This is a genomic window from Calothrix sp. CBUCES-K 9914 (assembly GCF_059640475.1).
In genome coordinates this window covers 1-4,496 of record NZ_JBXXZH010000438.1, presented here as the reverse complement: position 1 = coordinate 4,496, position 4,496 = coordinate 1, and the positions used below count along the sequence as shown (strand labels likewise).

At 39.1% G+C, this 4,496-nt stretch carries 5 protein-coding genes and 1 pseudogene; 4 read left to right on the top strand and 2 right to left on the bottom strand.

Going from position 1 to position 4,496, the window contains the following annotated elements:
* Positions 1–214, bottom strand: a pseudogene (locus AC2JBO_RS43385) (hypothetical protein); the annotation flags it as partial.
* A gap of 362 nt (positions 215–576) precedes the next feature.
* Between AC2JBO_RS43385 and AC2JBO_RS43380 the strand changes: the two are divergent.
* The 4 genes from AC2JBO_RS43380 to AC2JBO_RS43365 all read left to right on the top strand — a co-directional run bounded on the left by AC2JBO_RS43380 (position 577) and on the right by AC2JBO_RS43365 (position 3,026).
* Entirely contained in the window at positions 577–837 is a 261-nt protein-coding gene (locus AC2JBO_RS43380; RefSeq protein WP_496959812.1) for a hypothetical protein, read from the top strand.
* 83 nt (positions 838–920) lie between these two features.
* Positions 921–1,283: a hypothetical protein gene (locus AC2JBO_RS43375; RefSeq protein WP_496959811.1), complete on the top strand. Its 363-nt coding sequence runs from the start codon at positions 921–923 to the stop codon at positions 1,281–1,283.
* 33 nt (positions 1,284–1,316) lie between these two features.
* On the top strand, positions 1,317–1,619 hold the full coding sequence (locus tag AC2JBO_RS43370; RefSeq protein WP_496959810.1) for a XisI protein: 303 nt from the start codon (positions 1,317–1,319) through the stop codon (positions 1,617–1,619).
* A gap of 240 nt (positions 1,620–1,859) precedes the next feature.
* Positions 1,860–3,026 carry a pyridoxal phosphate-dependent aminotransferase gene (locus AC2JBO_RS43365; RefSeq protein ID WP_496959809.1) on the top strand — a complete coding sequence of 389 codons (1,167 nt, stop codon included), beginning with the start codon at positions 1,860–1,862 and terminating at the stop codon, positions 3,024–3,026.
* Between the two features lie 99 nt (positions 3,027–3,125).
* Here AC2JBO_RS43365 and AC2JBO_RS43360 read toward each other — a convergent pair whose 3' ends face one another.
* Complete coding sequence (locus AC2JBO_RS43360) at positions 3,126–4,313, bottom strand: tetratricopeptide repeat protein (protein WP_496959808.1); 1,188 nt, start codon at positions 4,311–4,313, stop codon at positions 3,126–3,128.
* Positions 4,314–4,496: the final 183 nt, after the last annotated feature.

Below are 4,496 nucleotides of genomic sequence, written 5' to 3'. Positions count from 1 at the left end.
AGTAGTTTCTAAATATGAATGAATTGCTCCAAGGATTTCCATTTTGCCATTGGTATAATTCATAAAGTTCTTGCGGTAGAGGGAATTGTAATTCTTTAGACTTCTCCTCAATTGTCTCACGAGACAACCCTTTCTGAAACTGGGATGCGTCCCAAGGATTGACTTGTTGAAGACACAAAAAAATACGATTACTTGCTTCTGTGATTGCCGACATATTTAAGCTTATTGCCAACTAAAGTATGCAACTTAGAACTTATCAATACAGTTTATCTCAAAAAGTTTTAATAGTTATCCATTTAGGTGAAGCAATATTATATTGCCCGTATTTATAGAGCGCATTTATTAAGCTCGGCATCTCAAACTATCCTAGAGAGAAGGAATGTTATGTTACAATTAATGAGCTATACTTTGATACAATATCGTACTAAATAGCCAGTAGTGCCTATATTTATCGGATAAGGGGAAAAATCTGATTTTAAAAGATTTTCCACTACTGAGTCAAAGCAATTTGAAAGATTGGCTAATACTTAAAAAATATGGCAAAATAAAACTATTACAATCTAATGAGTGTAAATTATGGGGAAAGAAGAAGATTTACTTGAATATTGGCGAGAACTTACACCTGAAAAGCAGCAAAAGGTTTTTGAGTTCGTAGAAGCGCTTAAGTCTGAATCAGATACCAAAGCATCCCCTACCGAATACGTTCCACAAACACCCTTAGCGAAGAAGTTGTGGGAAATTCGTACTAGAGCAATCGCTTCTGGAATGCAGTTGCTTAACGAAGAAGAAATTGAGCGAGAACTTGCTGAACGTCGGGGTGGATACCGTGAGTTATAAAAGAACATACCTCGATTCAGGTGTTCTTATTTCTGCTTTTCGGGGAGTTCAGTCAGTTAGTATTCGAGCAAATAATATTATTAATGACGCAAACCGAGAATTTGTATCTAGTCAGTAAGAATCCTGCTTATACTTCAATCATTGGATTAGTAAAATATTCCAAAATGTATGGATTAAGTAGCGATATTGCAGCAGCTTTAGTCATAGCTAGAAGAGGAATGAAGCTATCTGAGAGATTACCCGTATCCGTGTCCGCTTATCTTGGAGTGAATCCGAGAAAACACGTATGGAGCGGTTGGTCGAAACTGAATAAATTAACTTTGACTGCTGCCATAATCAAGTCCCGGCACGATTATTTCAGCATTCCTAACTGGGGAATGGTGGTCAAGGATTCTATCGAGCAAGTAGGTGTAAAATCTGAACGTCGGATAGTTTTCAAGTCTTAGACACTTCCATTCTGGGTCAAAGTAAGTTACACCGTGGACTTGGATTTGTGGAAACTAGATTTTCATAGGTTTTTAGAAGCAGTTGAAACTTTATTATCTTTTGATGAGGAACGCGACCAATATCTTTGGTTTCAGGTTGGCTGGACTCCTAAAGAACGAGTAAGGGGTATTACAATTCACGTTCGTATAAAAAATAATAATATCTGGATTGAAGAAGATTGGACGGATGAAGGAATAGGGAATGCTTTAGTTGAAGCGGGTGTTCCTCAAAGCGATATTGTATTAGCTTTTCATCCTCCGGAAATACGTGCTAATACGAATTTTGCTGTTGCCTAACAAGTAATAAATAAATCGGCGCCAACGTACATCCAAAAGCATTCGCGCCAAATTAGCTACGTATTTTCCTTTGTAGAGACGTGATTAATCACGTCTCTATTAATCACGTCTCTACAGTGGCGAGTGCAATAACAGTACAAATGCTTTGGCATTGGCAGTTTGTAGTCCTCTTTTCGTTTTCGCTTCCCGTTTGGGATATGCTGGGAATAATGCGAAATATGCCAAATTAAAAAAGTAACGATGAAACTGGCACAAAGAGTTAGTCAGGTAACGCCTTCGATTACCTTGGCTATCGCCGCGAAAGCTAAGGCGATGAAGGCAGAAGGAATTGACGTTTGTAGTTTTAGCGCTGGTGAACCGGACTTTGATACACCAGAACATATTAAAGCCGCAGCAGCTAAAGCATTATCTGAGGGTAAAACTAAATATGGCGCCGCATCAGGTGAATCTGGGTTGCGTGAAAGCATTGCCCGCAAATTGCAGCGCGAGAATAAGCTTAATTTTAAAGCTGAAAATGTCATCGTTACCAATGGCGGTAAGCATTCTCTATACAATTTGATACTTGCCTTAATTGAACCGGGTGATGAAGTAATCATCCCGGCGCCTTATTGGTTAAGTTATCCAGAGATGGTTACTTTAGCTGGTGGCAAGTCAGTAATTGTAAAGACTGATGCAAGTAACGGCTATAAAATTACGCCCGACCAACTACGCGCGTCGATCACTCCTAACACTAAGTTATTTATCCTCAATTCACCATCCAACCCAACTGGTATGGTGTACACTCCCGAAGAAATTAAAGCCATTGCTGAAATTATCGTCGAGAAAGATATCTTAGTTGTTTCTGATGAGATTTACGAAAAGATTCTCTACGACGGCGCCAAACACGTTAGCATTGGTTCGTTAGGTTCAGAAATATTTGCCCGTACTGTAATTAGCAACGGTTTTGCCAAAGCTTACTCAATGACAGGTTGGCGTATCGGTTATCTCGCTGGACCAGTAGATTTAATCAAAGCCACAATTACCATTCAAAGCCACAGCGTATCAAACGTTTGTACCTTTGCTCAATATGGTGCCATTGCAGCATTAGATGGAGACCAAAGTTGTGTCGAAGAAATGCGTCTCGCTTTCGCAAAACGACGCGAAGTTATGTATGACCGTCTTAATGCTATCCCCGGTTTAAGTTGTCCTAAACCTGATGGCGCCTTTTATTTGTTACTCGACATCAAAAAAACTGGGTTAAAATCCCTAGACTTCTGTAACAAACTTCTTGAAGAACATCAAGTCGCTGTTATTCCTGGTATCGCATTTGGCGCCGATGATACAGTACGTCTTTCTTACGCTACTGATATGGCAACAATTGAAAAGGGAATGGATAGGTTGGAAAAGTTTGTTAAATCAAAGTTATGAGTGCTGAGTACTGAGTGCTGAGTGCTGAGTATTGGGCAATTAGTAACTCCGCGCCGACTAACTATTACTCAGCACTCAGCACTTTCTACGAGCGCACTATTAAATTAGTCCCATTTCTTGTAAACCCTGACGTAAGCGTAATGCTTCGCTAGGGTTATCTTGTTCGTGGAGAGAAATTGCTTTGTTAAATGCTGCTAAACTGGCTTTTTGATTTCCTACTTTTAACCATACAACACCTAAATTTTGATATGCGGAAGCATATTTCGGGTTTAACTGAATCGCGCGTTGATATGATGATATCGCGTCTGTTAATTTACCCATTGCTTTGAACGTCATACCTAAGTTGTAGTGACCAACTGCAAAATTAGGGTCGATACGAATTGTCATTTCATAGGCACTCTTGGCACTTGGTAAATCTCCCAAGCTTTTGAGTAAACTTCCCAAGTTATTATAGGCGCCCAACTTCAATATTGGAATTACTACTTGTTTGATTGCAGCTTGATAATGCGATACTGCTTTTCTAATGTCTCCTGCATGGGTATAGCCAATGCCTAAATGATAGTGCAATTCGTACATCAAATCTATATTCGCTTGTTTCGATGCTATTCCACGCTCTAATAATTCTATACCTTCATCTAATTTCCCAGTTGCAATATACAAACCCCCAAGCTTGCTACATACATAAGGGTCATTGGGATTATTTACTATAAACCCTTCCATTGCAGCTTGCGCTTTAGTCGTCTTGTTTTGCCCTTCTATAACTACTTGTTGATACCCTTCGTGCAAAATTGCAACTTCGCTTAAATGTCCTATCTGCCAATTTGGTTCTTTTTGTAATATTTCAATTACGCTGTCGTCTATTATCGCATGGTACGGACGCGCGAACTTGATATCTGGATGCTTACGGAATAATCGCGACACCATCGAATATGGAGACTGAGGGGCGCCCACTTCGTGACGCAACAAGTTTATCATTATATACTCGTCCATTAAGATGGTTTGCTTGATATGAGATTTTATACTTGATGTCAATGTCTCATCAGCATCCAATACTAATACCCAGTCACCTGTAACATATCTTAAAGCTTCATTGCGTGCAGCACTAAAATCATTGTTCCATTCATACTGATAAACCGAGGCTCCTAATTTTTCAGCACATGCTACTGTTTTATCTGTAGAGCCTGTATCTAAAACTACAATTTCATCAACAAGACTTTGAGCGCTTCTTATACATCTAGGCAGTTTAGACTCTTCGTCTTTAACAATCATGCAGAGACTTAGTTTCATAATTTACTTATATATAAAGGAGCGAGTATTTTGTAAAATTAGAATACATATCGCGAATAAACTAATAATGGTAGGCGAAGAACAAAAATACGATAGGGGTGTCAACAAATTGGTTGATGTACAAAATCTTGATAGCATAGCATTGTCCGCAAAGCAAGTTCCTTGGAAAGTGATTATTTGCGG

What these genes read in the sequence shown, in the direction of transcription:
- AC2JBO_RS43360 (WP_496959808.1), bottom strand. Translation starts at nt 4,313, where the DNA reads ATGAAACTAAGTCTCTGCATGATTGTTAAAGACGAAGAGTCTAAACTG.
- AC2JBO_RS43375 (WP_496959811.1), top strand. Translation starts at nt 921, where the DNA reads ATGACGCAAACCGAGAATTTGTATCTAGTCAGTAAGAATCCTGCTTAT.
- AC2JBO_RS43380 (WP_496959812.1), top strand. Translation starts at nt 577, where the DNA reads ATGGGGAAAGAAGAAGATTTACTTGAATATTGGCGAGAACTTACACCT.
- AC2JBO_RS43365 (WP_496959809.1), top strand. Translation starts at nt 1,860, where the DNA reads ATGAAACTGGCACAAAGAGTTAGTCAGGTAACGCCTTCGATTACCTTG.